The 26,794-nt window shown below is 70.6% G+C and carries 26 protein-coding genes; 20 read left to right on the forward strand and 6 right to left on the reverse strand.

Annotated features, from left to right (window positions below; all coding sequences use genetic code 11):
- The first annotated feature begins 274 nt into the window (after window positions 1–274).
- The 14 genes from C8E96_RS15700 to C8E96_RS15765 all read left to right on the forward strand — a co-directional run bounded on the left by C8E96_RS15700 (window position 275) and on the right by C8E96_RS15765 (window position 13,421).
- Window positions 275–1,492 (forward strand): aminotransferase class I/II-fold pyridoxal phosphate-dependent enzyme, encoded by a 1,218-nt coding sequence (locus tag C8E96_RS15700; protein ID WP_091374081.1) that lies wholly within the window; start codon window positions 275–277, stop codon window positions 1,490–1,492.
- Window positions 1,493–1,499: 7 nt separating this feature from the next.
- Complete coding sequence (locus C8E96_RS15705; RefSeq protein WP_091374083.1) at window positions 1,500–2,726, forward strand: beta-ketoacyl-[acyl-carrier-protein] synthase family protein; 1,227 nt, start codon at window positions 1,500–1,502, stop codon at window positions 2,724–2,726.
- Complete coding sequence (locus tag C8E96_RS15710) at window positions 2,723–3,568, forward strand: MaoC/PaaZ C-terminal domain-containing protein (protein WP_091374085.1); 846 nt, start codon at window positions 2,723–2,725, stop codon at window positions 3,566–3,568. The genes C8E96_RS15705 and C8E96_RS15710 overlap by 4 nt, the downstream gene beginning before the upstream one ends.
- Entirely contained in the window at window positions 3,561–5,024 is a 1,464-nt protein-coding gene (locus tag C8E96_RS15715; RefSeq protein WP_091374351.1) for an AMP-binding protein, read from the forward strand. Before C8E96_RS15710 ends, C8E96_RS15715 begins: the two co-directional genes overlap by 8 nt.
- Window positions 5,021–5,284, forward strand: coding sequence for a phosphopantetheine-binding protein (locus tag C8E96_RS15720; protein ID WP_091374087.1), 264 nt, complete (start codon window positions 5,021–5,023; stop codon window positions 5,282–5,284). The genes C8E96_RS15715 and C8E96_RS15720 overlap by 4 nt, the downstream gene beginning before the upstream one ends.
- Before the next feature lie 2 nt (window positions 5,285–5,286).
- Window positions 5,287–6,294, forward strand: a complete 1,008-nt coding sequence (locus C8E96_RS15725) for an anthranilate phosphoribosyltransferase (RefSeq protein WP_091374089.1) — start codon at window positions 5,287–5,289, stop codon at window positions 6,292–6,294.
- A gap of 176 nt (window positions 6,295–6,470) precedes the next feature.
- Entirely contained in the window at window positions 6,471–7,358 is an 888-nt protein-coding gene (gene trpA, locus C8E96_RS15730) for a tryptophan synthase subunit alpha (RefSeq protein WP_091374090.1), read from the forward strand.
- On the forward strand, window positions 7,358–7,732 hold the full coding sequence (locus C8E96_RS15735) for an ectoine synthase (protein ID WP_091374096.1): 375 nt from the start codon (window positions 7,358–7,360) through the stop codon (window positions 7,730–7,732). Before trpA ends, C8E96_RS15735 begins: the two co-directional genes overlap by 1 nt.
- Window positions 7,733–7,749: 17 nt before the next feature.
- Window positions 7,750–8,889, forward strand: a complete 1,140-nt coding sequence (locus C8E96_RS15740) for an acyl-CoA dehydrogenase family protein (RefSeq protein ID WP_091374108.1) — start codon at window positions 7,750–7,752, stop codon at window positions 8,887–8,889.
- A complete protein-coding gene (locus tag C8E96_RS15745; RefSeq protein ID WP_091374111.1) occupies window positions 8,886–9,584 on the forward strand; it encodes a phosphoribosylanthranilate isomerase in 699 nt (232 codons plus the stop codon). The genes C8E96_RS15740 and C8E96_RS15745 overlap by 4 nt, the downstream gene beginning before the upstream one ends.
- Window positions 9,581–10,291: a beta/alpha barrel domain-containing protein gene (locus tag C8E96_RS15750; protein ID WP_091374114.1), complete on the forward strand. Its 711-nt coding sequence runs from the start codon at window positions 9,581–9,583 to the stop codon at window positions 10,289–10,291. The genes C8E96_RS15745 and C8E96_RS15750 overlap by 4 nt, the downstream gene beginning before the upstream one ends.
- Window positions 10,288–11,496 (forward strand): methionine adenosyltransferase, encoded by a 1,209-nt coding sequence (metK, locus tag C8E96_RS15755; protein ID WP_143025296.1) that lies wholly within the window; start codon window positions 10,288–10,290, stop codon window positions 11,494–11,496. The genes C8E96_RS15750 and metK overlap by 4 nt, the downstream gene beginning before the upstream one ends.
- Window positions 11,480–12,205, forward strand: coding sequence for a thioesterase II family protein (locus C8E96_RS15760; RefSeq protein ID WP_091374117.1), 726 nt, complete (start codon window positions 11,480–11,482; stop codon window positions 12,203–12,205). Before metK ends, C8E96_RS15760 begins: the two co-directional genes overlap by 17 nt.
- A 10-nt stretch (window positions 12,206–12,215) precedes the next feature.
- On the forward strand, window positions 12,216–13,421 hold the full coding sequence (locus C8E96_RS15765) for an alpha/beta hydrolase (protein ID WP_228769858.1): 1,206 nt from the start codon (window positions 12,216–12,218) through the stop codon (window positions 13,419–13,421).
- Window positions 13,422–13,756: 335 nt separating this feature from the next.
- Here the strand turns inward: C8E96_RS15765 and C8E96_RS15770 are convergent, their stop codons facing one another.
- From C8E96_RS15770 to C8E96_RS15790, 5 genes are all read right to left on the reverse strand, one after another.
- Window positions 13,757–16,129: a Tex family protein gene (locus tag C8E96_RS15770; RefSeq protein ID WP_133794491.1), complete on the reverse strand. Its 2,373-nt coding sequence runs from the start codon at window positions 16,127–16,129 to the stop codon at window positions 13,757–13,759.
- A gap of 215 nt (window positions 16,130–16,344) precedes the next feature.
- Window positions 16,345–16,548: a cold-shock protein gene (locus C8E96_RS15775; RefSeq protein WP_091383175.1), complete on the reverse strand. Its 204-nt coding sequence runs from the start codon at window positions 16,546–16,548 to the stop codon at window positions 16,345–16,347.
- A gap of 163 nt (window positions 16,549–16,711) precedes the next feature.
- Complete coding sequence (locus C8E96_RS15780) at window positions 16,712–17,155, reverse strand: nuclear transport factor 2 family protein (protein WP_228770251.1); 444 nt, start codon at window positions 17,153–17,155, stop codon at window positions 16,712–16,714.
- On the reverse strand, window positions 17,152–18,033 hold the full coding sequence (locus C8E96_RS15785) for a TIGR03619 family F420-dependent LLM class oxidoreductase (protein WP_091383174.1): 882 nt from the start codon (window positions 18,031–18,033) through the stop codon (window positions 17,152–17,154). The genes C8E96_RS15780 and C8E96_RS15785 overlap by 4 nt, the downstream gene beginning before the upstream one ends.
- Window positions 18,034–18,073: 40 nt before the next feature.
- Entirely contained in the window at window positions 18,074–18,652 is a 579-nt protein-coding gene (locus C8E96_RS15790; protein ID WP_228770250.1) for a TetR/AcrR family transcriptional regulator, read from the reverse strand.
- 61 nt (window positions 18,653–18,713) lie between these two features.
- On the opposite strand from C8E96_RS15790, the gene C8E96_RS15795 reads away from it, so the two are divergent.
- Together C8E96_RS15795 and C8E96_RS15800 are read left to right on the forward strand one after the other, a co-directional pair.
- Window positions 18,714–19,835: an FAD-dependent monooxygenase gene (locus tag C8E96_RS15795; protein WP_091383173.1), complete on the forward strand. Its 1,122-nt coding sequence runs from the start codon at window positions 18,714–18,716 to the stop codon at window positions 19,833–19,835.
- Window positions 19,836–19,926: 91 nt separating this feature from the next.
- Complete coding sequence (locus C8E96_RS15800; protein WP_091383189.1) at window positions 19,927–20,571, forward strand: M50 family metallopeptidase; 645 nt, start codon at window positions 19,927–19,929, stop codon at window positions 20,569–20,571.
- Here C8E96_RS15800 and C8E96_RS15805 read toward each other — a convergent pair whose 3' ends face one another.
- Complete coding sequence (locus C8E96_RS15805; RefSeq protein WP_228770249.1) at window positions 20,572–21,327, reverse strand: class I SAM-dependent methyltransferase; 756 nt, start codon at window positions 21,325–21,327, stop codon at window positions 20,572–20,574.
- A gap of 65 nt (window positions 21,328–21,392) precedes the next feature.
- On the opposite strand from C8E96_RS15805, the gene C8E96_RS15810 reads away from it, so the two are divergent.
- The 4 genes from C8E96_RS15810 (at window position 21,393) to C8E96_RS15825 (ending at window position 26,725) form a co-directional block, all read left to right on the forward strand.
- Window positions 21,393–22,640, forward strand: a complete 1,248-nt coding sequence (locus tag C8E96_RS15810; RefSeq protein ID WP_228770248.1) for an aldehyde dehydrogenase family protein — start codon at window positions 21,393–21,395, stop codon at window positions 22,638–22,640.
- Window positions 22,641–22,789: 149 nt separating this feature from the next.
- Window positions 22,790–24,565: an aa3-type cytochrome oxidase subunit I gene (gene ctaD / locus C8E96_RS15815; RefSeq protein ID WP_091383171.1), complete on the forward strand. Its 1,776-nt coding sequence runs from the start codon at window positions 22,790–22,792 to the stop codon at window positions 24,563–24,565.
- A 181-nt stretch (window positions 24,566–24,746) separates the two neighbouring features.
- Window positions 24,747–25,970 (forward strand): phosphoserine phosphatase SerB, encoded by a 1,224-nt coding sequence (gene serB / locus C8E96_RS15820; RefSeq protein WP_091383187.1) that lies wholly within the window; start codon window positions 24,747–24,749, stop codon window positions 25,968–25,970.
- On the forward strand, window positions 25,967–26,725 hold the full coding sequence (locus C8E96_RS15825) for a peptidyl-tRNA hydrolase (RefSeq protein ID WP_091383170.1): 759 nt from the start codon (window positions 25,967–25,969) through the stop codon (window positions 26,723–26,725). Before serB ends, C8E96_RS15825 begins: the two co-directional genes overlap by 4 nt.
- Window positions 26,726–26,794 lie beyond the last annotated feature (69 nt).

Genomic DNA, 26,794 nt, shown 5'->3' on the forward strand with positions numbered 1-26,794 from the left:
CGAAGTGTCAAGGACCGCTCCGGTGAACAATGTGGACAACTCCTCGGAGTATCGCGTTGCGCTGAACAGGCGAACACCCTCGCGTATGGACCCGCCCCACGCGGAGCTCAATCCCCTGCGAGAGCGTCGATCGAGCGCTCCCGCAACCGGCTGTTGCGCTCCGCTTGCGCGGCCTGCCGTAGAAATCGTCCCAACCGGAAAGTCGCACGTCGGAATAGGCGAGTAAAAGGCCGGAACGGCATTCGCCGGAGATACGCGGAATGAGGAGACGCACGTGAGCGCTTCTGCAGCATGGCGACGACTGGAGCCGAAACTGGCCGCGATCGCACTCCGACTCGGGCAACTCGAGTCCGAACCGGATCGACGCAACAGCTTCATGCCCTACACCCCCGAGCGCGAGAGCCCCTACGTCGACCTCCACGGCGAGCGGCTGCTGATGATGTCGGGCTACAGCTACCTCGGCCTCTCCGGCGACGAGCGCGTCGTGGCCGCCGCGCAGTCCGCTGTGGACACTTACGGGACCGGCGCGCACGGCGTCCGGGCCCTGGCCGGGTCGACCCCGCTGCACGAGGAGCTCGAAGCCGAGGTCGCGAAGTTCCTCGACCGCGAGACCGCCCTGGTCTTCGGCTCCGGCTACGCCGCCAACGTCGGCACCGTCGCCGCGCTCGTCGGCCCCGGCGACACCGTCTTCATCGACAAGTACGACCACGCCAGCATCGTCGACGGCTGCCAGCTCAGCGGCGCCACCGTCACCCGGTTCCGGCACAACGACGCCGACCACCTCGACCGCAGGCTCTCCGACGCCGCCCCGGGCGGGGTGCGGCTGGTGATCGTCGACAGCGTCTACTCGATGGACGGCGACATCGCCCCGCTGCCCGAGCTGCGCGAGGTGTGCGACCGGCACGAGGCGCTGCTGATGGTCGACGAGGCGCACGCCATCGGTGTCATCGGCGCGACCGGCCGCGGCATCGAGGAGCACTTCGACTTCAAGGTCAAGGTCGACATCAAGGTGGGCACCCTGTCCAAGGGCATCCCGTCGACCGGCGGCTGGGTCGCCTGCACCCCCGAGTTGGCGCTGTTCCTCAAGTACAACGCCCGGCCGTTCCTGTTCTCCGCGGCCCTGCCGCCCGCCCAGGCGGGCGCTGCGCTGGAGTCGCTGCGCATCCTCGACCGCGAACCCGAGCGGGTCACCCACATCCAGCGCGAGTCCGCCCGGCTGCGCAAGATCGTGACCGACGCGGGCATGCGCACCCTCGACAGCGAGACCGCGGTGATCCCGCTGGTCGCCGGTTCGGACGAACTGGCCTACGACTACGCCACCGCGTGCCGCAAGGCCGGTGTCGTCGGCCTGCCCGTGGTGTCACCCGCGGTGCCGAACACGTTGGCGCGCTTGCGGATCGCGGTGACCGCCCGGCACTCCGCCGAGGACATCGACGTCGCCGCCGACGCCTTCCTGACCGCGGCCCGCCAGTGCGGGCTCATCCCGGGCTGAGCCCGCGATGGCCTCCTCGACTCAGGTGTCCGTCACCGGCATGGGCGTGGTGACCCCCGCGGGGTGCGACCTCGACCGGTTCTGGTCGACCGTGCTCGCGGGCCGTTCGACGGCGAAACCACTGGACCACTTCGACCTCAGCGGGCACGGCACCCGGTTCGGCTGCCGGGTCGACGGGCTCGACGAGACGGGCCTGCTCAACCGCAAGGAAGCCCGCCGGATGGACCCGTTCGCCCGCTTCGGCCTGGCCGCCGCGCTCGCCGCCCACCAGCACGCGGGCACCCCCGCGCCGGACCCGGCGCGCACGGCGATCGTCGTGGGCACCGCGGTCGGCGGCCGGTGGACCAGCGACGAGGAGAGCCGCAACTACTTCCTCGGCGGCCCGCGGCAGGTCAACCCGCTCATGCCGCTGGTCACCATGCCCAACTCGGCCGCCGCGCTGATCGCGATGCGGCTGGGCTGGCTCGGCCCGTCGCTCACCGTCTCCACCACCTGCGCCAGCGGTGTCGACGCCGTCGGCCTGGCGGCGGCGATGGTGCGTTCCGGGCAGGTGGACGTGGCGATCGCGGGCGGCTGCGAGTCGACGCTGACCCCGGTCAGCCTCGCCGGTTTCGCCAACCTCAACGCCATGTCCACCCGCAACGACGACCCCGGACGCGCCTGCAGGCCCTTCGACGTCGACCGCGACGGGTTCGTCATGGGGGAGGGCGCCGGGTTCGTCGTCATCGAACGGCGCGCCGACGCCGACGCCAGAGGCGCCCGGACCTACGCCGACCTCGCGGGCTACGCCGCCACCTCCGACGCCCACCACTTGGCGATGCCGCTGCCCGACGGCGCGGGGGCGAGCGCGGCGATGTCGGCGGCCATCGCCGACGCGGGCCTCACGCCCGCCGACATCGTGCATGTCAACGCGCACGGCACGTCGACCCCGCACAACGACCGGGCCGAGGCGAACGCCCTGGCCAAGGTCTTCGGGTCCCGCGTGCCCCCGGTGACGGCGACCAAGGGCGTCACCGGCCACCTCATCGGCGCCGCCGGGACGGTCGAGTTGATCGCCACGATCCTCGCCATGGCCGCCCGGACCGTCCCCCCGACCGCCAACCACGAACGAATCGAGCCCGGCATGGACATCGACCTGGTGCACGGAAAGCCACGCGCGGTGGCCAGTGGTCCCGCGCTGTCGAACTCCTTCGGCTTCGGCGGCCACAACGCCTGTCTGGTGGTGACCCCGTGACCGCCGCGCCGACCCGGTTCGGCGCCAGCGACCTGTGTGCCGTCACCGCCGCCGAACTCGCCGCGTACCGCGACGTGCTGCGCTCGGCGATCGGGTCCCCGTTGCCCGCGGGGGTTCCGCAGGCGTCGCCGGTGTACCCGTTCGTGCTCGCGATGCCCACGTTCGACCAGATCATCGGGCAGCTCACCCCGGCGGGCGAGGCCCGCGCGGCGAACGTGCACCTGAGCCAGGAACTGCGGGTGCGCAGGCTGGTGCAGCCGGGGGAGCGGGTCGGCATCGACGTCGTCGTGGCGGCCGCGCGCCGGGAGCCGCGCGGGGTCCGGCTGGCGATCCGCGGTGTCGTCGTCGGCGACGGCGGCGCGGTGGTGGCCGAGCTGATCACGGGCGCGCTGTTGGTGGGCGCGACCGGTCCTGAGCCGTTCGGCGATCTGCCGCCCGCGACCGAGTTGGCCGCGGGGCCGGGGCCGAGTGAGCGGACGTCGGTCACCTGTGTGATCCCGGCGGAGACCGTGCGCGCCTACGCCGACGTCTCCGGCGACCACAACCCGATCCACCTCGACGAAGCGGCCGCGACCGCCGCCGGGTTCCCCGGGGTGATCGCGCACGGCATGAGCGTGCTCGCGCTGATCTCCGAGGACGTGATCGACCGGTACGCGGGCGGCGACGCGTCCCGGATCGGCGGCCTGGGTGTCCGGTTCTCCGCGCCGGTCCTGCCCGAGGAACCGCTGGAGATCACCTACGTGACCGACGGCGGCCCGGTCGTGAAGTTCACCTGCAAGTCCCCGCGCGGCCTGGCGTTCAAGGCGGGCTGGGTGGAGATCTCCGGTGACCGCGATGGCTGAGCCGAACATCGAGAGCCTCGCCGACGGGTTCGCCCGGCAGGCTCGCTGCCGACCTGACGCGCCCGCCCTGGTGTGGCACGACACCGAGATCACCTACGGCGAGCTCTCCGCGATGGCCGCCGCCGAACGCGCGCGGCTCGACGGTCTCGGCCTCGCGCCGGGCGTGCCGGTCGGGGTGCTCGCGGAGAAGTCGCCCGAGGCGGTGGCGCTGGTGCTGGCGGGTTTGCTCGCGCGGCGACCGGTCCTGCTGCCCTCGCCGGCGCTCGCCGACTCGGTGCTCACCACGCTGTTCACCCAGGCCGGGTGCGCGACCGTGGTGGCCCCGCTGGGGCAGGTGCCGCGGGTGTCCATCACGGCCTCGGCTCACCCGGATATTCCCGCCGACACGGCCTTACTCTTGACGACGTCGGGGTCGACTGGCCTGCCGAAGATCGTCCCGCTGGGCGGCCAGGCCATGGCTCGGTTCGCCGACTGGGCGGCGCCGACCTTCGGCATCGGGCCGGGTCGGTCGGTGCTGAGTGTCGCGCCGCTGAACTTCGACCTGTGCCTGCTCGACGTGTGGACGACGCTGGCCGCGGGCGGCCGGGTGGTCCTCGTCGACCCGGCGCGCGCCGCCAACGGCCGCCACCTCGCCGAGGTGCTGCGCTCGAACCGGCCGCACGTCGTCCAGGCCGTCCCGATGTTCTTCGCGCTGCTGATGGCCGCGGGCGCGGGTGGCTTCGACAGTGTCGAGCACGTGATGCTCACCGGCGACGCGACCCCGGAACACGTGCTGGCCGGGATGCCCGCGCTGTTCCCCAAGGCCCGGCTGCGCAACATCTACGGCTGCACAGAGACCAATGACAGCCTCATGTCCGATGTGGACTCGTCGCCGATCTCGATCGGCGACCCGCTGCCCGGCGTAAGCGCACTGCTGGTCGACGACGGCGAAGTGGTACGGGGGTCCGGAACGGGCGAGTTGTGGGTCTCCACACCGTTCCAGACCGAGGGGTACCTGGATCGGACCCGGCACACCGGCAAGTTCGCCGGACATCCCACGGGCGCCAACGACCGCCGGTACTTCCGCACCGGCGACCTGGTGCGCCGCGGGGTCGACGGCAGGCTGTTCCTGGTGGGGCGCGCGGACTTCCAGGTGAAGGTGCGCGGGGTCGCGGTCAACACCGCCGAGGTCGAACACGCCCTGCTCGAACACCCAGACGTGCTGGAGGCGGCCGTCGCCGCGGTGCCCGACCCGGTGGCGGGCCTCAAGCTCGCCGCCGCCGTCCACCGCGCGCCCGGCAGCCGCCTGGACAGCGTTGTGCTGCGCGAGCACTGCGTGCGCACCCTGCCGCGGGCGGCGATCCCGTCGACCCTGCGCATCGCCGACGACCCGCTCCCCAAGACCGCCACCGGAAAGGTCGACCGCACCGCGGTCGGCGGCCGTCCCCAGTCCACAGTGGAAAGAAGGGTGTCATGAGCAACGTCGCCGCGATCAAGGCGTTCATCATCGAGGAGTTCCTGCCCGACGTCGCCGCCGCGTCCCTGCAGGTGGACTACGACCTGCTCGCCGGGGGTGTGATCGACAGCCTGGGCCTGCTCAAGCTCATCGCCTGGGTCGAGGACCGGTTCAGCGTCCCGATCGGCGACGAGGACCTCGACCCCGACAACTTCCGCAGCGTCAGCGCCATCGACCGCTTCGTCGACACCGCGCGCGTCGGGCCCGCGGTGGGTGCCTGACCATGCACGAGGTGATCACGACCCTGCTGCGCGGGCGGGGCTCGGTCGACGTCCCCGCCTGGCGCGGGCTGTGGGAGCGCCTGGACGCGGGCGAGCTCGACCGGGCCGAGATCGCCGCCCTGCTCGCCACCCTGTGCGCGGAGCTGCCCGACCGGGACACACTCGTCGCCTTGGTGGTCTCGCTGCGCCGGCCCGCCGAGCCGGTCCTGGCGGGCGCGGTCAACATCGTCGGCACCGGCGGCGGCCCCGGCACCTTCAACATCTCCACCGCCGCGGCGTTCACCGCCGCGGCGATGGGGGTGCCGGTGGTGAAGACCGGTTCGCGGGCCTACACGGGCGCGGTCGGGTCGATCGACCTGCTGGAACGGCTGGGGGTGCGGCTGACCAAGTCCCCGGCGGAAACAGTCGACGCCTTGGGCCGGTTCGGCATCGCCTTCACCGGCCCGTACGTCTACCCGCTCGCGCTCACCCGGATGGCCCGAACCCTGGTGCCCCTGGCGATGCGCCCCTTCGGCCGCTTCCTCAACGCCATCGGGCCGTTCCTGGCCGCGGTCCCGGTGACCGCCCAGGTGACGGGTGTGTCCGCGGCCGCCCCACTGGCCCGCCTCCGAGAGCTGTCGGCCGTCCTGCACGACCGCCGAATCTGGCTCTGCGCCAACGACCAGGGCGCCGACGAACTGCTCGGCTTCGCCCACAACGTCATCCACCCCAACGACGGCACGGGTCCCATCAGCCTGTCGCCCGGGGTGCTGGCGGCCGGAACCGGTGGCTTGGCCGACCTGGCACCGGCGACCGAGGTGACCACCCACTTCCTCGACGTCCTGGCGGGCAAGGCAGGCGCCGCCGCCACGGAGGCGGTCTGTCTGAACGCCGCCGCCTTGGCCGTCGCAGGCGGCAGGCATCCCACCTGGCCGGAGGCGTACAAGGCCGCGGAAACCGCCATCCACGACGGCGCCGCCCGCTCCCTGGCCGACCGCCTCCGCACCGCCACGGCGGTGCTCCGTGGCTGAAATGACCTGTCCCCGGCTTCCTGCTCGCACTACCACCGCGGCGGTGCCCAGTGCCTGAGTTATCCCCAACCCCACCAAGGCATCCACAGCATTCCGCACACCCTTCCACCACCCCTCCACCCCCGATAGACTGGCCAAGGGCCGTCCCCCCGGGACAGGGTGGGGGCTGCGCGTGGGTGGGCGATGCCCGAGGTTCTGGGCCTGAAGTAGCTGTTTTCGCAGGTGGTGCCGGTGCTTCGGCAAGTCTTGTCGGGCCGTTCTTCGGTCAGCGGCCCGCAGGTGTCCCCGGTCTCGCGCTCTTCCTCAACGCCGGTGATCCGCCGCTCGACGTCCTCGCCGATCTCGTCGTCATGCTTGACGAGTCCGGTGTGGACTGTCTGGAGCTGGCGGTCCCCTTTCCCGGTTCCGTCACCGATGGCCCCACCGTTCGCGCCTCCGCCGACCGCGCCCTGGCCCAAGGTGTCGACCTCGACGCCACCCTCGCCTTCATCGCTAGGGTCCGCCCGAGTCTGCGCAGGCTGCGGATTGCGCTGCTGGTCGACTGGAGCCACTCCCTCAAGCGCCGTCCACTGTCCACAGTGGCCGATGAGGTCGCCGCCGCCGGTGTCGACGGCCTGTTGGTGCACGGCCTCCCACCGAGGCTCAGGGCCGAGTACTACCAAGCCACCCATGCGCTGCCCATCGTGACCACCTGCTACCACCGGGTCTCCTCCCCGGAGGTGCTGGCCGAGGCCGCGGCGAAGGCGACGGCCTACGTGTACCTGGTGGCCCACTACGGGCGCAGCGGTTCCGCGCCCGCGGCGGGCTACGCCGAGCTGGCAGGCACCGTCGCCCGCCTGCGCGCGACGGCCTCGGCGCCGATCGCGGTCGGCTTCGGCGTTCGCACCCGCGACGACGTCGAGGCGATCCACCGGTGCGGGGCCGACGCGGTCATCGTCGGGTCCGCCGGGGTCGCCGTGGTGGAGAGCGCCTTGGCGCGCGGCCGGGACGTGGTCGCCGACTTCGGCGGGTTCGCCCGGTCCCTCCGCCCATCCACCATCACCCTCAGCACAGGGAGTACATGATGATCATCCGTGAGCTCGCTGACGTCCGCACCGTCGACTGGGGCAACGGCCTGAGCAGGCGCTTCCTCGTCGAGTCCGACGGCATGGGCTACACCCTGACCGACACCATCGTCCGCGCGGGCACCAAGTCCCGGCTGGAGTACCGCAACCACCTCGAGGCGTGCTACTGCGTCGAGGGGTCGGGCGAGGTCGTCGACATGGAAGGCACTTCGCACCCGATCACCCCGGGTGTCCTCTACGCGCTCGACAAGCACGACGCGCATTTCCTGATCGCCAGTCCGCATGAGGACCTGCGACTGGTGTGCGTGTTCTCGCCCGCCCTGCGCGGCGACGAGGTGCACAGCCTCGACGGGGCCGGTTTCTCCCACTACTGACCGAAGGCGGTGTCGCGGTGATCGAGTGGAACGCCGATCAGACCGCACTGCGCGCGGGACTGGCGCAGTGGTGTGCGGCGCTCAGCGCCGACCACGTGGAACGAGACGAGGCAGGCGAGTTCTCCTGGGACTGTTGGAAACTGGTACGCCAGTCGGGCATCCTCGGCCTGCCGTTCGATGAACAGTGGGGCGGGCTCGGCCAGGACCTGATCACCACCATGGGCGTGCTGGAGGCGCTGGGCGAGGGCAACCGCGACGGCGGCCTGAGTTTCTGCGTGACCACCAGCATGGCCAGCACCGGTGTGCCCCTGGAGGCCTTCGGCACCGTGGAGCAGCGGAGCCGCTACCTGCCGGGTATCTGTTCCGGTGAGCTGATCGGCGCCCACGCGATCACCGAATCCGAAGGCGGGTCGGACGCGCTGAACATGCTCACCACGGCGCGACGCGACGGAGACGTGTTCGTTCTCAACGGCAGCAAGACTTTCGTGAGCAACGGACCGATCGCCGACGTCATCGTCGTCTACGCGAAGACCCGCCACAACGCTGGTCCGCTCGGCATCACCGCGCTGCTCGTGGACCGGGACACCCCCGGTCTGAGCGTGGGCAGACCCATGAAGAAGATGGGTTTGCGCACCTCGCCGATCAGCGAGCTGTTCTTCGACGACTGCCGGATCCCCGCCACCCAGGTGCTCGGTCGGGTGGGTGGCGGGTTCCTGGTGCTCGACCACGTGATGAAGCGCGAGATCCTGTTCTCCTTCATCGTCAACGTGGGGGAGATGCGCCACCGGCTCAACCGCTGCCTGGCCTACGCCAAGTCCCGCAAGCAGTTCGGCCAGGCCATCGGGTCCAACCAGGCCATCGCGAACAAGCTCGTCGACATGCGCATCCGGGTCGCCACCGCCCGCAAATGGCTCTACGACACCGCCGAGCGGCTGGTCGCGGGCCACAACGTCACCACCGATCTGGCGATCGCCAAACTGCTGACCAGCGAGGGAAACCTCGCCTCCAGCCTGACCGCGGTGCAGATCTTCGGCGGCCACGGCTACATGGCCGAGACCGGGTTGGAGAAGGACGTGCGCAACGCGGTCGCGGGCACGATCTATTCCGGCACAACGGAAATCCAGTACAACCGAGTCGCGGCGATGATGGGCCTATGAACGCCGGCCTGCTCAAGATCTGCGGCGCGACCACGACCGACGAGGTCGACCTGCTCGCAGCCGCTGGCGCCGACCTCGTCGGACTCTGGCACGGTGTGCCGGGCGGGCGCGCCGAACTCTCGCTCGACCGGACCGCCGAGCTTGCCGCCGCCGCACGCTCGACCGGTGTGTCACGGCCGATGCTGGTGACGTTCCTGAGCGATCCCGAACGTCTGGCGGAAGTGTTGGAGCGCACGGGAATCGAGTGGGTGCAACTGCACGCGTACCAATCCCCGTCGGTCGTCCGCGCGCTTCGGGAGTCTGTGCCAAGTGGAGTGACGATCGTGAAGGTCCTCCATCTCGCCGACGACGGCTGCGTCGAGCGACGCCTGATCCCGGCCTACGAACGCGCGGGGACCGACGTGTTCCTGTTCGACCGGGTCGGCGCGGACGGTCGGGTCGGCAGCACCGGGGTGCGGTTGCCCGAGGCCGCCGTGGCCGACCTGGTCCCGCGGCTGAACCGGCAGTTCCTGCTCGCGGGCGGCATCACCGCGGGCAACCGAGTCGACTACCCGTGGCTGACCGCGCAGCCCGGCTTCCTCGGCATCGACGTGGACACGGCCGCGCGTGACGAACGTGGCCAGTTCGACGCGAACGCGGTCGCGGCCATCGCGGTCGGGTGGGGTACGAAACGGGCTCGGGAGGTGGTCGGATGAGCCGGTTCATCGACACCCTGGTGACGGCGGCCCGCCCTTTGATCATGGAGGTCAAACGCCGCGATCCGCACGGCGCGGACCTGATGGGCGGCCGCTCGGTCGCCGAGGTCGTCGCGGCCTACGAGCTCGCGGACGCGGCCTGCGTCTCCGTCGTCACCGGCCACTGGTTCGGCGGAACCCCCGACCTGCTCCGCGAAGTCGCCGACCTGACGGACAAACCGGTGCTGCAGAAGGACTTCATCACCCGCACCGAACATCTCAAGCGCGCCCGCGCGGGCGGCGCGTCGGCCGTGCTGCTCACGGCGGGCCTGCTCAGCAAGTCCAGCCTGGCCAACCTGATCGACGCGGCGCTGTCGCTGGAGCTGACCCCGTTCGTCGAGGTCACCGACGAGTCCGAAGTGGACACAATCGTCCACCCGGCGGACTGCGTCATCGCCGTCAACAACAAGGACATCAAGATCGCCGAACGCGACACCGCCGACCTCAGCCGCAGCGAACGGATGCTCCCCGCGTTGCTCGGCGCCGGCACCTTGGCGCCGGTGAGCGCCAGCGGCATCGACACCCCGCGGACCGCCACCGGGCTGCTCGGCATCGGCTACGCGGGCCTGCTCGTCGGCACCGCCCTGCTGCGCGCCCCCAGCGTCGCCGACTGGCTCGACGAGTTCGACAACGCCCGGAAACTCGCCATGGAAGGGACCTCACGATGAGCGCGCCAGCCAGCCGGTTGTTCACCTCCGAATCGGTGACGGAGGGCCACCCGGACAAGATCTGCGACGCCATCAGCGACGCGGTCCTCGACGCCATGCTCGCCAAGGACCCCGTGTCCAGGGTGGCCGTGGAGACCATGGTGACGACCGGCCAGGTCCACGTCGTCGGCGAGGTCACGACGGAGGCCTACGCCGACATCCCGGGCATCGTCCGCGACCGCATCCTGGACATCGGCTACGACTCGTCGGCCAAGGGGTTCGACGGCCGGTCGTGCGGGGTGAACGTGGCCATCGGCGCCCAGTCCCCGGACATCGCGCGCGGCGTCGACACCGCCCACGAGGTCCGCGCCGACGCGGCCGACGATGACGACGAGATCGGCAGGCAGGGCGCGGGCGACCAGGGCCTGATGTTCGGCTACGCGTGCACCGACACGCCGGAGCTGATGCCGCTGCCGATCGCCCTGGCCCACCGGCTGGCGCTGCGGCTGACCGCGGTGCGCAAGTCCGGTGTCATGCCGTACCTGCGGCCCGACGGGAAGACCCAGGTCACCATCGACTACGAGGGCGACCGGCCGGTCCGCGTCGACACCGTCGTCGTGTCGTCCCAGCACGCCGAGGGAGTCAGCCTCACGGGCCTGCTCGGCCCCGACGTCCAGGAGCACGTGGTCGACCCCGAACTCGCGGCCCTGGGGCTCGACAGCGCGGGCATGCGGCTGCTGGTCAACCCCACCGGCCGGTTCGTCATCGGCGGCCCGATGGGCGACGCGGGCCTCACCGGACGCAAGATCATCGTGGACACCTACGGCGGCATGGCGCGGCACGGCGGCGGCGCGTTCTCCGGCAAGGACCCGTCGAAGGTCGACCGCTCGGCGGCGTACGCGATGCGCTGGGTCGCGAAGAACGCCGTGGCCGCGGGCCTGGCTTCGCGGGTCGAGGTGCAGGTCGCCTACGCCATCGGCAAAGCGGCGCCGGTCGGGCTGTTCGTCGAGACGTTCGGGACCGAGACCGTCGACCCGGCGAGGATCCAGTCCGCGATCCGCGAGGTGTTCGACCTGCGCCCCGGTGCGATCATCCGCGACCTGGACCTGCTGCGGCCGATCTACGCGCAGACCGCGGCCTACGGCCACTTCGGCCGACCCGACCTCGACCTGCCGTGGGAGCGCACCGACCGAGTCACGGCCCTGCGCGATGTCCTCGGCCACTGACCCGCCGTTCCGACTCGTCTGCCTGCCCCCGGCGGGCGGGTCGGCGGCGACCTTCAAGCCGTGGGTGGCGGGCCTGGGCCCGGAGTTCGCGGTGGACGCGGTCGACGTCCGTGGCCGCGCCGGCTCGCTGGTGGAGGTGGCGGCGGACCTGGCGCACTCGATCGCCGCGCCGGGGCGGTACGCGCTGGTGGGGCACAGCCTTGGTGGGCTGCTGGCGTTCGAGATCGCCAAGCGGATAGCCGACTCGGGGCTGCCCGCGCCGGAGTTCGCCGTGGTGGCGGGGTCGCGGCCGCCGCACCGGTCGTCGTCGCGGGTGTTCGCGCCGCTGCTGTCACTGGACGACGACCGCCTGATCGACGCGCTGGCGTCGATGGGCGCGGTGAATCCGCTGCTGCGGAAGTCGCCGCTGCGTGGGCTGTTCATGCCCGCGTTGCGGGCGGACCTTGAGTTGATCGTGGGCTATTCGGGGCCTGCTGAGGCCGTGTCGGTGCCCCTGGTCGCCTGGCATGGGGTGGATGACCCGTTGGCCTCGCCTGCATTGGGGCTTGAGTGGGCGCGATACGCGGCGGCGGGCTTCACGCACGCGGCTGTCGAAGGAGGGCACTTCTTCTTGTATGAGCGGGTTTCCGTGGTTCGGGGGTTGCTCCGGCAGCTGGTCGGACTCCCCGTGGCCGGGACGTCGGGTGGACGGTTTCCGATCGGCGCGTGAGACTTCGGGCGTGACCCAGGATTCCCGGAGCAAGCCCGTGACGACCCGTCGGGTCGTGGCGGCCGTGCTCGCCGTCGTCGTCGCGGTGTTGCTGGCGATCGTGGCGTTCGTGATCGTCTCCGCGTCGATACCGGAGTCGTTGGTGCGGGTCTCGGAGATTGTGAGCAACAAGGGCGTTCACGTCGTGCCGCTCGGGATGATCGGTGTCGCGTTGGCTTGGGTGGCTTTCCGGGTGGGCGCGCGGAAGGTCGGCGCGGTCACAGGTGTGGTGGCTTTGGCGGCCACGGTGGCGATCTGCGTCCCGCTGGTGGCCACCTACCGGGCCGCCGACCGCTACGGCGCGGACCTGTCCCTCGGGGACTACTTCGAAGGCGGCGAGAACACCGGCAAACCGGTCGACGCGGTGACCGTGGTCTACAACGAGGTCGATGGGCAGGCGCTCAAGCTGGATGTGAAGGTGCCCGCCGGCTCGGCGTCGGGGCCTCGCCCCGCAGTGGTGTGGGTGCACGGCGGAGGGTGGAACGCGGGCGACCGCACGGAAGCCGCGCAGTGGCACAACTGGCTCAACGACAAGGGTTACGCGGTCTTCTCGATCGACTACCGACTGGCCCCGCCCGCCCGATGGGACCAGGCCCCGGGCGACGTGAAGTGCGCCATCGGATGGGTCAAGACCCACGCCGCGCGCTACCAGGTGGACCCGACCCGGGTCATGATCGCCGGCGGCTCCGCAGGCGGCAACTTGGCTCTGCTGGGCGCCTACGCCGATGGGCGGGTCACCCCGAGCTGTGCGGCACAGGACACGGCGGTGACCGCGGTCATGGCGTTCTACCCGGCGGTCAGCCTCACCACCACCTGGGACCACACCGGGTACGCCTCGGCACTGCGCCCGTGGATCGAGAACTACACCGGCGGAACGCCGCACCAGGCCCCTGAGCGCTACCGGTTCGCGTCCGCGGACACCTATGTGCGCCCGGGCCTGCCGCCCACCCTGCTCATGCACGGCGACCGGGACCACATCGTGCCCCACCAGGGATCGGCTGACCTGGCCGAGAAACTGGCCCGGGCCGGGGTGGAACACGAGCTGATCACCATCCCGTGGGGCGAACACGTATACGACTCCCACTGGAACGGCTGGGGGACACAGATCTCCCGGACCGCCATGGACCGATTCCTCAAGGACAACTTCCCCGCCACTGCAGCGGTTGAGGGCGGTTGACGGTCACCGCGCCCTAGCGCGCCCGACAACGCCGACGCGCATGCCTCGTCGCACCCCGATGGCGCCGGCTCTCGCTGTCCGGAAGCCGGCCAGGGCCAAGCCGGGCCACGCTGCCGAGGCATGCCAGGCCAAGTACTGCCAGTGCGGGTGGCCCACCGGGCCAAGTCAGTCCACCCTGGCGGCACTTCCTTGCCCCCATCGCGCCGAAACCAGGCCGTGTCGGGCCGAACCTGACGGCGGGGCGCCGGACTGGATCGGGCCGAACCAGGCCATGCCGGGCCGAACCAGACCGTGCCGGGCCGGGCGGAGCCGTGGGTGGGGCGGTTGGGGTGTCGTCAGCCCTTGAAACCTGCCCGCCGCAAGGCTTCGGCCATGGAACCCGCGGCGGCGTTGTCGGTGCGATTGTTGTCGCGGCGGGAGTTGTTGTTCGTGCGAGCTTGTTGCTGGGGACGTCCGCCGCCTCGGTTGTTGTCGCGGCGTCCGCCGGGTTGAGAAGGCTGGCCCGGGGTGGGGAGTTCGTCGTCCAGGCGCAGGGTCAGGGAGATGCGCTTGCGGGGGATGTCGACCTCGAGGACCTTGACCTTGACGACGTCGCCCGACTTGACCACGTCTCGCGGGTCCTTGACGAACGTCTTCGACAGCGCCGACACGTGCACCAGACCGTCCTGGTGCACACCGATGTCGACGAACGCGCCGAAGGCGGCGACATTGGTGACGACGCCTTCGAGGGTCATGCCCGGCTTGAGGTCGCCCAGCTTCTCGACGCCGTCGGCGAAGGTGGCCGTCTTGAAGGCGGGACGCGGGTCGCGGCCGGGCTTTTCCAGTTCCGCCAGGATGTCCGTCACCGTGGGGAGACCGAACGTCTCGGTGACGAACTGCTCCGGCCGCAGCGACCGCAGGGCGGTGGTGTTGCCGATCAGGGAGGACAGGTCGCCGCCCGTGGTCGACAGGATCTGCCGGACCACCGGGTACGCCTCGGGGTGGACGCTGGAAGCGTCGAGGGGGTCGTCGCCCGCGGGGATGCGGAGGAAGCCCGCGCACTGCTCGAACGCCTTGGCGCCCAGCCGGGGAACCTCCTTGAGCCCCTTGCGGGACCGGAACGGGCCGTGGAGGTCGCGGTGGGCGACGATGTTCTCCGCCAGCCCGGCGCCGATGCCGGAAACCCTGGTCAGCAGGGGTGCGGAGGCGGTGTTGACGTCGACGCCGACACCGTTCACACAGTCCTCGACGACCGCGTCGAGGGACCGGGACAGCTTCACCTCGGACAGGTCGTGCTGGTACTGGCCGACGCCGATGGACTTGGGGTCGATCTTCACCAGCTCGGCGAGCGGGTCCTGCAGGCGCCGGGCGATCGACACCGCGCCGCGGATGGACACGTCGAGGTCGGGGAGTTCGGAGGAGGCGTACGCCGACGCCGAGTACACCGACGCGCCCGCTTCGGAGACCATGACCTTGGTCAGCTTGAGGTCGGGGAACTTGGCGATCAGCTCGGCGGCGAGCTTGTCGGTCTCCCGCGACGCGGTGCCGTTGCCGATGGCGACCAGCTCCACCTTGTGCCGCGCGGCCAGCTTGCCGAGCACGGCGAGCGCCTCGTCCCAGCGCTGCTGCGGGACGTGCGGGTAGATCGTCTCGGTGGCCACGACCTTGCCCGTCGCGTCGACCACCGCGACCTTGACGCCGGTGCGGAACCCCGGGTCGAGACCCATGGTGGCCCGGGTGCCCGCGGGCGCGGCCAGCAGCAGGTCGCGCAGGTTGGTGGCGAACACCCGCACGGCCTCGTCCTCGGCGGCCTGCCGGAGCCTGCCGCGCAGGTCGATGCCGAGGTGGACCAGGATTCGGGTGCGCCAGGCCCAGCGGACGGTGTCCGACAGCCACTTGTCGCCCGGTCGGCCCTGGTCGGAGATGCCGAACCGCTGCGCGATGCGGACCTCGTATTCGGTGCGCGGCACCGGGAGCACGGTCGGGTCGACCTCGGGGGAGGCCTCCATGGCCAGTTCGAGGACTTCCTCCTTCTCGCCGCGGAACATCGCCAGGATGCGGTGCGACGGAAGCTTGCCGAACGGCTCGGAGAAGTCGAAGTAGTCGGCGAACTTCGCGCCGTCGGTCTCCTTGCCCTCGCGGACCTTCGACACCAGGGCGCCGCGCGTCCACATGCGCTCGCGCAGTTCGCCGATCAGGTCCGGGTCCTCGGCGAACCGCTCGACCAGGATCGACCGGGCGCCGTCGAGCGCCGCCTTGACGTCGGCCACGCCCTTGTCCGCGTCGACGTACCCGCCCGCGACGGTCTCCGGGACCTGCGACGGGTCGTTGATCAGGCTGTCGGCCAGCGGTTCGAGCCCGGCCTCGCGGGCGATGGCGGCCTTGGTGCGCCGCTTCGGCTTGAACGGCAGGTAGATGTCCTCGAGGCGGGCCTTGGAGTCGGCGCCCATGATCCGCGCGGTGAGCGCGTCGTCGAGCTTGCCCTGCTCGCGGATCGAGTCGAGCACGGCGGTGCGGCGTTCTTCCAGCTCACGCAGGTAGCGCAGGCGCTCGTCGAGGGTGCGCAGCTGCGCGTCGTCGAGCGTGCCGGTGACCTCTTTGCGGTAACGCGCGATGAACGGCACCGTGGCGCCGCCGTCGAGCAGCTCGACGGCCGCGGCGACCTGCCGCTCGCGTACACCGAGTTCCTCGGCGATGCGCTGATGGATCCCCAGTGCCTGCTCGCTCATGCACTCCTGCTTCCTGGTCTCGGTTCCGACGGCCATTCTGTCGGAAACCCGGGCACCGTGGGGTGCAGGGGCTCGCGCCTGTGGACAACTTTGCCGGAAAGTCCTCTGTGGACGGGAAAGTGGACCCGAAATAGGAAGGGCCCCGCTCCGGCACGAGCGGGGCCCAACCGTTCTAGGTCTCAAGACGCGGCGTGAACCGCGGAAGGAGACGGGTGTCAGACGATGGTCACACCGGTGGCCTGGGGGCCCTTGGCGCCCTGGCCGACGTCATAGCGCACCTTCTGGTTCTCTTCCAGGCTGCGGAATCCGCTCGACTGGATCTCCGAGTAGTGCACGAACACGTCGGCAGATCCATCCTCGGGGGCGATGAAGCCGAAGCCCTTCTCGGCGTTGAACCACTTGACGGTGCCCTGGGCCATGCGTTTCTCCTAGCGTTCTTCACTGTGACCGCAATTGCGGACACCTGTCATCCTGCGACCGACGCGGTCGCCGTCGTCGAACACGGCGGCGATGCGATCAGCCACGGTCAGTCAACCACAAGCCAAGCGTCCCAGCGAGCATGTTCACCTTCCGGTGAAAGCCTCAAGGTCCCTCTTGTCGGATCGTCGCCATCGCGCGTTCCAGTTCCCAGAACGCGCGCATCGAGCGGATCAACCCGGCACCGTCGACCCGGTACACGAACACGCCGTCGGTGTCGATCCGCATGCCACCGGGCAGAAACGCCGTGATGGTGCCGATGTTGGCCACCTCGTCGCCCGCGGCGAACGAGTCGGCGATCCGGAACTCGAATCGCTCCACGGCCGCGATCGCCTTGTCCCAGAATGCGGAGATGCCGTCGTGGCCGTGGTGACCAAGCCCATCGGGGTCGAAAGGCGACTTTCCGACAGGATCCTCGACGACACCGTCCGCGGCGAACAGTTCCAGCCACCCCGCTTTGTCCTTGCGGCTGACCGCGCCCATCGACGCCAACGCGGCGGTTCGCGCGGGATGCTCGACGGTTGTCGCCTCCCAGATAACAGCGGTCACTGATCCTCCCGGAACCGGTTGATGACGTCCTCGGCGAAGCGCCGGATGCCGTCCTGTTTGGCTTGCAGCGGCGCGTCGAACCCGGCGCCGTAGAACATCCACGGCACGGTCACCGCGTCGGTCACGCCGATCTCGGCCTGCGCGCGGAACCCGTCGAGGCCGAACCGGTCGACGCAGACCGCCTGGACCTCGAACGGCTTCTCGGCGCGCCCAAACTCTTCGCGTAGTCGGCGCAAGGTCTGGACGGTCTCGCGCAGCTCGTCGAACCGCATCATCGCCGAGGTCCAGCCGTCGCCGAGGCGGGCCGCGCGGCGCAGGCCCGCGGGGGAGTGTCCGCCCACGTAGATGGGCACGGGCGCGGCGGGCGCGGGGCTCATCCGCAGCTTCCCGAACTGGTAGAACCGGCCCGGGTACTCGACCATCCCGCCCCCGAGGACCAGCCGCAGGATCTCTATCGCCTCGTCGGCGCGCGCGCCGCGGTCGGAGAACGGCGCCCCGCACCACTCGGACTCCTCCGGTGACCAGCCCAGCCCCACGCCGAGGCCGAAGCGGTCGCCGGTGAGCACGGCGACGCTGCCGACCTGCCGGGCGAGCAGCAGCGGATTGCGTGGCCCCAGTTTCAGCACCTGCGGGTAGAACCTGATCCTGGTCGTGACCGCCCCCATCGCCGCAGCCGCCACGAAGGGGTCGGGCCAGGGGGTGTCGGCGTCCCAGAAGCGACTGCCGTCATCGGTGTAGGGGTACTTCGCGGCCACCGACTCGGCGTAGAAAAGTGAGTCCGGCAAGGCGATCGAGCTGAATCCGCACTCTTCGGCTGTTCGTGCCAGCTCGGTGAGCTGCTCCAGCGGGCTCATCGCCACGCTCATCGTGAACTTCATTCCCCGCACCCTTCGTCCGGTGCGAAAAATGTAACGTGTTCTAGCTACGGAAGCCAGGGATCGCCTGATCGAGGAGCTCGACCACCGACTTGCGCACCCCGGCCCGGTCGAACTCCCGCCCGCCCGCGCCCGCGACCGTGTCGAAGATCAGCCCATCGGCGTACGCGACCAGGTCCTGGCCCTGGCGCTCCGGATCGGACGCGCCCGCCTCGGTCAGCATCGCGACCGCGAGATCGCGGTACCTCTTGCCCACGGCGAGCAGCACGGCGCGCAGTTCCGGGCGGCGGGTGGCCTCCAGGGACAGCTCGTAGCGGGCGATCGCCCAGTCGCGCCCGGTAGTGACGGAGAACTCGATCATGCCGGTCAGCAGGTCTGGCAGGTCCTCCACTCTGGGCTTGGCCGACATCGGCGCGACCATCTGGTCGTCGAGGGTCGAGAGGCGCTGCACGGTCGCTTCCAGCAGCGCCTGACGGGTGCGGAAGTAGTACGAGCTCGAGCCCTCCGGCAGTCCCGCCCGCCGGTCCACCGCGCGATGGGTGAGGCCGCGCATCCCCTCGGCGGCGAGCGTGGCGATGGCGGCATCGGCAATGGCGGCTCGGCGCTGTGGCGTAGTCGTCATGATTCCAGCCACTCTACAGGTGTAGAGTGGCTCTACGGATGTAGAGGGGAAGGGGTTTCGCATGCGGACGGCGGCGATCATCGGCGGGGGTATCGCGGGTCTTGCCACGGCGGCCGGGCTCACGCGGCGCGGCTGGCGGGTGCAGGTCTTCGAACAGGCGGCGACCTTCGAGGCGGTGGGGGCGGGAATCTCGATCTGGGGCAACGCCCTGCGCGCGCTGGACGCCCTGGGGCTCGGCGACGAGGTCAGGGCCGCGGGCGCGCGTCCCGGCATCGGCGGCTTCCGCGACGGGCGCGGCGACTGGATCATGCGCGGCTCCGGCGACCCGGACGAGGTCCTCGTCCTGCACCGCGCCGACCTGCTCAAGATCCTGCTCGCCGCGGTGCCCGCGGAGTGCCTGCACGTCGGTGCGCGGTTGGATCCCGCGGTACTGGACCGGACCGAGGTGGACCGCCTGCTGGGCGAGGTGGACCTGCTGGTCGGCGCGGACGGCGCCCGCAGCGGCGTGCGCGAGGCGTTTTGGCCGGAGGCGAAACCGTTGCGCTACGTCGGCAACACCGCCTGGCGGCTGACCCTGCCCGCCGCGGGCATCCCGGCGTTCGACGGCTGCGAGACCTGGCGCGACGGCCGCGTGTTCGGCGTCTTCCCGATGGGTGAGGACCAGATCTACTGCTACGCGAGCGCCCGCGCGGCAGAAGGTGGCCGAACCGACGAACTGACCGAGCTGCGGTGGCTGTTCGGCGCCTGGCCCGACCCCATTCCGCGGATCCTCGCCGCGGCCGACCCCGCCGCCGTCCTGCGCCACGACGTCTACACCCTGCCGCCGCTGGACACCTTCGTCCGCGGCAAGGTCGCCCTGGTCGGCGACGCGGCCCACGCGATGGCTCCGTACCTGGGCCAAGGTGGTTGCCAGGCGATCGAGGACGCCGTCAGCCTCGCCATCCTCGCCTCCGGCCCTGACCTGGAGGTCGCGCTCCGCGAGTACGACAGGGTGCGCAGGCCACGGGCCCAGCGCATCGCCGAACGCTCCCTGGGTGTGGCGCGGATGGCGCACCTGTCGTCACCGCCGCTTGCCGCCCTCCGCAACAGCGCGCTGCGGCTGATGCCGTCGTCGCTGATGCGCCGGTCCATGACCCGGATGCTTGATTCGCCGCTGCCCGCCGAACCGGCCACTTCGAGCTGACTCTCGCGGTTGCGGGAAGATCGGAGGTGTGCAGTCCACTCCTGATCTCTGGCAGCAGATCTTCGGCGACCAGTGGCGCCCGCCCGCGACGATGATCCTCGTGACCGCGGGCGTCGCGATCGCGGTCGTGCTGACCAACGTGCTCTGGCGCCCCGCGCGCAACGTGATCACCATCGTCCACGAGGCCGGACACGCCCTGGTGGCCGTGCTCGCGGGCAGGCGGCTCGCGGGCATCCGCCTGCACTCCGACACCTCGGGGGTGACGGTGTCGCGCGGGCGGCCGCACGGCCCGGGGATGGTGTGCACCGCGCTCGCGGGCTACGTCGCGCCGTCGCTGCTCGGACTCGGGTTCGCCGCCCTCCTGGGCGCGGATCGCGTGTCCGCGCTGCTGGTCACGTGCGCGGTGCTGCTGTTCGCGGTCCTGGTCATGATCCGCAACGTCTACGGCGTGCTGTCCGTGGTGACCACGGGCGCGATCCTGTTCGGCGTCTCCTGGTTCGCCACCGACGAGATCCAGGCCGCGTTCGCCTACCTCATCACCTGGTTCCTGCTGCTCGGCGGCGTCCGCCCGATCATGGAGCTGCAGAGCAAGCGCAGGCGCGGGCAGGCCCGGGACTCCGACGCCGACCAGCTGGCCCGCCTGACCGGTGCCCCCGGATTCTTCTGGGTCGGCTCGTTCGCGCTGATCAACCTCGGCGCGCTGTTCGTCGCCGCGGGCTGGCTGCTGATCCCCTGATCAGGTCGCGGTCGCCCCGACGAACTGGGTGGCGCCTGCGAAGCGGACCTCGATGTCGGTGAAGCCGCGCTCGGTGAGCAGGTTCCGCACCTCGTCGCGGGCGAACATCCGCTGCCCGGAGGCCCAGCCCATCGCCGTCTGCACGGTCCGCGCGGGCTCCCACGACTCGCGGGCCGAGGTCAGCAGCGCGAGCCTGCCACCCGGTTTGAGTACGCGCGCGAAGGACGTGAGGGCCACCGTCGGCTCGGCGAACATGTGCAGCGCGGCGAAGCAGCACACGGCGTCGACCACGCTCTCGCGCAGCGGCGGGCGCACCGCGTCCGCCCGCAGGTACCCGACCGGGCTGCCCGCCGGGGTCGCGGCGACCGCCCGCTCCAACATCGGCGCGGACGCGTCCAGGCCCACGGCCAGCCCCGTCGGACCGACCTCCACCCCGAAACGCCGGGTGAACCCGCCCGTCCCGCAGGCCACGTCCAGCGCCACCCCACCCGGCTTGAGCCGCAGCAGCCGCACCGCGATGTCGTGCTCCTCGGCCATGCTCGGACCGGTCGGGCCCTTGATCACCCGGCCGAGGGCGGGCCGCCACCAGCGCTCGTAGACCATCGGCACCAGGTTGGTGCGCATCAGCCGCTGCACGAGCCCGGTCGGCGGACCGGCCTGAACCTCGGCGCCGAGCAGGTTCAGGTAGCCGGCGGCGAAGTCGGGCTCGGCGGGCGGCTCGGCCAGCAGGTCGAGCAGCTTGGCGTGCGTGGTCACCACCCCATCCGAGCAGATCAGGCGATGAGGCACACTTTGAACTCGGCCAATCGAAGGGAATCACCGTGAGCGAGCAGACCCCCGAAGCCATCGGCGAGATCGTGGCCAGGTGCGCATCGAAGGCGAAGCTCGCCGCGCCGGACCTGGCCGGTGCCTCCGACGAGGCGGTCGACGCGGCGATCGGCGAGATGGCCGCCCGGCTCTCCTCGGCCCGGGCCAAGATCCTCGCCGCGAACGCCGAGGACGTCGCCGCCGCCGAGGCGTCAGGGATGAGTGGTGGCCTGCTCGACCGGCTGCGCATCACCGAGGAGCGCCTGGAGGACATGGCGGAGCAGCTGCGACTGCTCGCCTCCGTGCCGCATCCCGCGCGCGAGACCCCCGTGCGTGACCTCGACGGCGGCCTGCGGCTGATCGAGCTGCGCAGGCCGGTCGGCGTCATCGGCGCCAACTACGAGGCCCGCCCGAACGTCACCGTCGACGTCGCCTCGCAGCTGGTGAAGTCCCGCAACGCGGGCGTCCTGCGCACCGGCTCCGCCGCCCTGCGCTCGGCCACGGCCCTGCTCAAGGAGGTCATCGCGCCCGGTCTGTCCGACGCGAACATCGACCCCGACGTCATCCAGCTGGTGCCCACCGCCGACCGCGCCGCCGCGGGGGCGCTGGTCGAGCTGCCGCACCTGATCCCGCTGGTCATCGTGCGCGGCAGCGGCGAGACCACCCGCGAACTCGACCGCCGCGCGGCGGCCCACGGGGTGCGCACCCTGGCCCACGCCGACGGCGGTGGCGTCCTCTATTACGACGTCAAAGCCGACCCCGCGTTCGCCGAGGACCTCATCACCCGCAGCCTCGACCGCCTCGGAGTCTGCAACCGCCTCAACCTGCTCCTGGTCCACCGCGACGTCTACGACGCGGCGCTGCCCGGCATCCAGGCCGCGCTCGACAAGGCGGGCGTCGAGCCGTCGCTGCCCCCGCACGAGCACGCCGTCGGCTACGAGTGGGCCCTGGACTCCGACCGCGAGGCCACCGTCACCATCGCCCCGGTCGACAGCCTCGCCGACGCGGTCCGCGTCGCGAACGAGGAGACCTCCGGCCTGGCCGCGGGCATCGTCACCACGGACAAGAAGGCGGCCGCCGACTTCATGGCGGGCTACACCGGCACCGGCGTGTTCTGGAACGCGCCGACCCGGCTGCTCGACGGCTTCAAGCTGCGCGGGGTCCCCGAGACCGGGATCAACCTCGACCGGGTACCCGGCCCGCGTGGCCCGGTCACCTTCACCGACCTCGTCCTGCGCCAGTTCGCCGTCGTCCCGGCCTGAGTCACCGCCTGTGACGTGGCGAGTACCACGTCACAGCGGCCCAACCCAGGCGCGCCACGCCCTCAGGTGCGGGCTAGGATTCCTCCCGAGTAACCGCCGCCAAGGCGAACTCACCCATGTTCACACCTCGAGGCACGCAGGAGGCAGGAGTGACTGCAGTAGCCCCGCAGCCGATCGCGACGCGGCCGTATCCGGCCCGCGAGACGCTCAAGGGTTCGTACCTGCTGCGGTTGTTCCGCACGACGGACCACAAGCAAATCGGCATCATGTACCTAGTCACGTCGTTCGCCTTCTTCATGGTGGGCGGGGCGATGGCGATGCTGATCCGCAGTGAGCTCGCCGTTCCGGGACAGCAGTTCCTGTCGCAGGAGCAGTACAACCAGCTCTTCACCATGCACGGCACGATCATGCTGCTGCTGTACGCGACGCCGATCCTCTTCGGCTTCGCGAACTTCGTTCTTCCGCTGCAGATCGGCTCGCCGGACGTGGCGTTCCCGAGGCTCAACGCCTTCTCGTACTGGCTGTACCTCTTCGGCGGCCTGATCGTGATGGCGGGCTTCCTGACCCCGGGTGGCGCGGCCGACTTCGGCTGGTTCGCCTACACCCCGCTGTCGGACAAGATCCACTCGCCCGGCGTCGGCGCCGACCTGTGGATCGTCGGCCTGGCGGTCGGTGGTCTGGGCACCATCCTCGGTGCGGTCAACATGATCACCACCATCGTGTGCCTGCGCGCGCCCGGTATGACGATGTTCCGGATGCCCATCTTCGTGTGGAACATCCTGATCACCAGCATCCTGGTGCTGCTCGCGTTCCCGATCCTCACCGCCGCGCTGTTCGGCCTGCTCGCCGACCGCCAGCTCGGGGCGCACGTGTTCGACCCGGCCAGTGGTGGCGTGATCCTCTGGCAGCACCTGTTCTGGTTCTTCGGACACCCCGAGGTCTACATCGTCGCCTTGCCGTTCTTCGGCATCGTGTCGGAGATCTTCCCGGTCTTCAGCCGCAAGCCGCTGTTCGGCTACCGCACCCTCATCTACGCGACGCTGGGTATCGCGGCGCTGTCGATGACGGTGTGGGCGCACCACATGTACGCGACCGGCGCGGTCCTGCTGCCGTTCTTCTCGTTCATGACGTTCCTCATCGCGGTCCCGACCGGTGTGAAGTTCTTCAACTGGATCGGCACGATGTGGAAGGGGCAGCTCACCTTCGAGACACCGATGCTGTTCAGCGTCGGCTTCCTGGTGACGTTCCTCTTCGGCGGCCTCACCGGCGTGCTGCTCGCGGCCCCGGCGATCGACTTCCACGTGTCCGACACGTACTTCGTCGTCGCCCACTTCCACTACGTGCTCTACGGCACGATCGTGTTCGCGACCTTCGCCGGTATCTACTTCTGGTTCCCGAAGATCACGGGCCGGTACCTGGACGAGCCGCTGGGCAAGCTGCACTTCTGGCTGACGTTCCTCGGCTTCCACGGCACCTTCCTCGTCCAGCACTGGCTGGGCAACGAGGGCATGCCGCGCCGCTACGCCGACTACTTGGCCAGCGACGGCTTCACGACGCTGAACATGATCTCGACGCTCGGCGCCTACGTCCTGGGCGCGTCGACGCTTCCGTTCATCTGGAACGTCTTCAAGTCCTACCGCTTCGGTGAGATCACCACCGCGGACGACCCGTGGGGCTACGGCAACTCCCTGGAGTGGGCCACCAGCTCCCCGCCGCCGCGGCACAACTTCACCGAGCTGCCCAGGATCCGTTCCGAGCGGCCCGCCTTCGACCTGCACTACCCGCACATGCTGGAGCGCATCGAAGCCGAGCGGAACATCGGCCACGACAAGAACGGGCACGCCATCCCGGCGCCGTCCCAGGAGCTTGCCGCGGCGATGAACCCGCCGGAGATCGACAAGGAAGACCCGCTCAAGCCCAACTGATCGACCATCGCCGAACGGCCCGGTTCCCACTCAGGGAGCCGGGCCGTTCGCGTTGTGTGAGGTTCGCCCCGGTGAACCGGTCGTGGACGTGACGCCCCGGTAACATGGGGTTCCCCGCCGCGGCAACGGCGCCGCCGAAACGTCTCACCGTCCGCGCCCGCGCGGAGTTACGAGGATCGTGGTGGCTAGCCCCAATACCCCTGTTCTGATCACGGTGACCGGCCCGGACAAGCCGGGTGTCTCCTCGGTCCTGTTCGCCGTCCTCACCCGGCACGGTGTGGAGATCGTCGACGTCGAGCAGGTGGTCATCCGCGGCCAACTCGTGCTCGGCGTGCTGGTCGACGCCACCCACGACCCCGAGGGCCTCCAGGAGGCCGTCGAGCAGGCCATGGCGACGGTGTCGATGCGGGTCGAGGTCGAGGTCGGCGCCGACCCGAGCTCGGGGGCGCGCCAGGGTTCGTCGCACGTGCTGGTGGTCCTGGGCAGGCCGGTGACCGCGCGCGCTTTCACCGAGGTCGCCCGCCGCCTCGCCGCCCTCGGCGTGAACATCGACGCCATCCGCCGGGTGGCCGACTACCCGGTCACCGGCCTGGAGCTGCACGTCTCCGTCGCGCAGGACACCCCGGAGGCCGACGCGCGGCTGCGTGAGGCGCTCGCGGACGTCTCGGTCCGGGTGGGCCTGGACGTCGCCGTCGAGCGCGACCAACTGGCCCGCCGGGCGAAGCGGCTCATCGTGTTCGACGTCGACTCGACGCTGATCCAGGGCGAGGTCATCGAGATGCTCGCCGCCAAGGCGGGCGCCGAGGAGCAGGTCCGCGCGGTCACCGAGGCCGCCATGCGCGGTGAACTCGACTTCACCGAGTCGCTGCACCACCGGGTCAGCCACCTCAAGGGCCTGCCCGCGTCGGTCCTCGACGAGGTGGCCAAGGACCTGGAGCTGACACCGGGGGCACGCACGACGATCCGCACCCTCAAGCGCCTGGGATTCCGCTGCGGTGTGGTGTCGGGCGGGTTCAGCGCGGTCATCGACCGCCTCGTGGACGACCTGGACCTCGACTTCGCCGCCGCCAACGACCTCGAGATCGTCGACGGCCTGCTCACCGGCCGGGTGGTCGGCGAGGTCGTCGACCGCCAAGGCAAGGCGGTGGCCCTGCGCCGGTTCGCGGAGTCCTTCGGGGTGCCGCTGGCCCAGTGCGTCGCGGTCGGCGACGGCGCCAACGACATCGACATGCTGGCGACCGCGGGCCTGGGGATCGCCTTCAACGCGAAACCGGCGTTGCGCGAGATCGCCGACACCGCCCTGTCCCACCCCTACCTCGACGTCGTGCTCTTCGTCCTGGGCGTCACCCGCGCCGAGGTCGAGGCCGCCGACCTCGCCGACGGTTTGGACCTCGAACGCCTGTGAGCATCCTCGACCCGCTCGCCGCCCGGTATGCCGCGTGGCTGGGGCTGCCCGCCTCGGCCACCCGCGACACCGCTGATGAGGACCCGGAGCACGTGCGGGCGATGCCGGTGATCCTGCGGATCGAACGGGAAGCCCCGGCCCGCAGCGCGCTGCTGGAGGCGGCGGCCGCGGCGGCGGTGGCGGTCTGCCTGGATCCGCAGGCGGGGCAGGACGGGCCCTGGCACGACGACGTCGATGTCTGGGTCCGCGGTCGGATTCGCAAGGTGTCGCGGCGGGCCAGGGGGGCGCAGTGGGCGGCGGTGCAGGCGCTTCCTGGGGTGACTGTCGAGGTTGGCGGCGCTCAGGCTCGTGCTTTGGTGCCTGGGCTTGTCGCTGAGGTGCCGCGGGAAGTGTCGAAGCTGCAGATCTCGGGGAGCGATTTGCCTCTCGACTCGCCTGGGCCGGTTGAGGCCGGCGTGCCGGTGTTGTGGTGCAACCCTTCGGTGCCGATGACGGCTGGGAAGGCTGCGGCTCAGGTCGGGCACGCGACGATGCTGTTGGCGGCGTTGCTGGGGCCCGCGGAGGTGGAAGGCTGGCGGGGCAAGGGGTTTCGGTGTGCGGTGCGGACGCCGTCTGAAGCGGTGTGGGAGGGGTTGCATCCGGGGGATTCGCCGGATGCTGCTTGGAAGGACCGGGGGGTTCTTGCTGTTCGGGATGCTGGGTTTACTGAGGTTTCGCCGGGGACTGTGACGATTCTGGCTCAGTGGTCCTCTTAGGTCTGTGGCTTGTCCTCGGCTTAGGTTCCCTCGTCCGGGGTCTGGTTGGGTGGGTGGGCACCCTCATCC

The sequence above is a fragment of the Actinokineospora alba genome, from assembly GCF_004362515.1.
Classification (GTDB): domain Bacteria; phylum Actinomycetota; class Actinomycetes; order Mycobacteriales; family Pseudonocardiaceae; genus Actinokineospora; species Actinokineospora alba.